Consider the following 1,580-nt stretch of genomic DNA (forward strand, 5'->3'; position numbering starts at 1 on the left):
GGCTCTTCGGATCTGATGGTGGGAAGGCCGTCCTGACCTGAGGGTCGGAGAGCGGACCGGGGCGACTCGCCGCGACGGGCACCTGCCGGGCAGGTGGGGTCGAGGCCGTCAGGATCAGAAGCGACCAAGCATCCTGCTCCAAGAACGGCCCCGACGTGCCCCACTGTACGTGCGGCCCCGCGCCCTCCTGCGCGCGCTGCGACGTGATCCTCGACCTGCCCGGCCTGCACCTGATCGAGGTCGAACGCCTCGATCCCGACGGCCAGCACCGTCGCGGGCTGATCCGCCTTACCGTGGCCACCGACCCGGTCGCGGACGGCGAGGTCGTCGCCTGTCACGGCTGCGGGGTCCTGGCTGCCGACCACGGCCGCCGCACCCATCGCCTGGCCGACGCTCCCGTCCTGGGGACACCGACGGAACTGGTGTGGCGCAAACGCCGCTGGCGCTGCCGAGAGCCCCGCTGCCCCGTCGGGACGTGGACCGAGGAACACCCCGACCTGCCGGCCCGCACGAAGCTCACCACCCGCGCCGTGGCCTGGGCCATCGCGACACTGCGGTGGGATGACTCCACCGTCTCGGCGATCGCCCGCCAACTCGGCATCGACTGGCACACCCTGATGGACGCCATCACCGCCGCCACCACCGACCCCGACACCGGCACGCTGGACTCGGGCACCGCCCGCCGTGCCCGACTGACCGGCGTCAACACCCTGGGAGTCGATGAGCACATCTGGAAACACACCGGCCCGCAACAGAACCGGCCCGTCACCTCCATCGTTGACCTGTCCCGCGACGAACACGGCGACGTCCACGCCCGCCTGTTGGACGTCACCCTCGGCCGCTCCGGACCGGTCTACGCGGCCTGGATCCGCACCCAGACCGAGCAGGTCCCCGAGTTCGTCGCCGGCATCACCCACGCCGCGCTGGACCCGTTCCGCGGCTACGCCAACGCCATCAACACCGAACTGCCCGAAGAGACCGTCACCGTCCTGGACGCCTTCCACGTCGTCAAACTCGCCGGCACCGCCTTGGACGAGGTCCGCCGCCGCACCCAACAGGCCACACTGGGCCGGCGAGGACGCAAGAACGACCCGCTCTACAAGATCCGGCGACTGCTCACCACCGCCCGGGAGAACCTCACCGACCGCGGCGTCGCCCGCCTCGAGGCCGCGCTACAGGCGGGCGATCCCGGGTTCGAGGTCACCATCGCCTGGCACGCCTACCAGGAACTGCGGTCGATGTTCCACGCCCAGACCCCGACCGCCGGCCGCGGCATCGCGGTCAAGGTGCTGGACTCGTTCCACACCTGCCCAGTCCCCGAGATCGCCCGCCTGGGCCGGACCCTGCGGTCCTGGCGAGCGGAGATCCTGGCCTACTTCGACACCGGCGGGGTCAGCAACGGCGGGACCGAGGCCATCAACCTCATCATCGAGAAGGTCCGCCGCCTGGCCCACGGGTTCCGCAACTTCGCGAACTACCGGATCAGGATCCTGCTCGCTGCTGATGGCACCCGTCCCTGGCGGACCCGACGGAAGAAGAAGAGGTCAGGCTGAACTTCCCACCATCAGATCCGAAGAGCC

1 protein-coding gene is annotated in these 1,580 nt (G+C 70.3%); it reads left to right on the forward strand.

Features of this window, described 5'->3' with window-relative positions:
* Nucleotides 1-203 precede the first annotated feature (203 nt).
* Complete coding sequence (locus AB2L27_RS20090; RefSeq protein ID WP_370443265.1) at nucleotides 204-1,553, forward strand: ISL3 family transposase; 1,350 nt, start codon at nucleotides 204-206, stop codon at nucleotides 1,551-1,553.
* Nucleotides 1,554-1,580 lie beyond the last annotated feature (27 nt).

It is taken from the genome of Kineococcus halophytocola, assembly GCF_041276425.1.
In the GTDB taxonomy this organism is placed as follows: Bacteria; Actinomycetota; Actinomycetes; order Actinomycetales; family Kineococcaceae; genus Kineococcus; species Kineococcus halophytocola.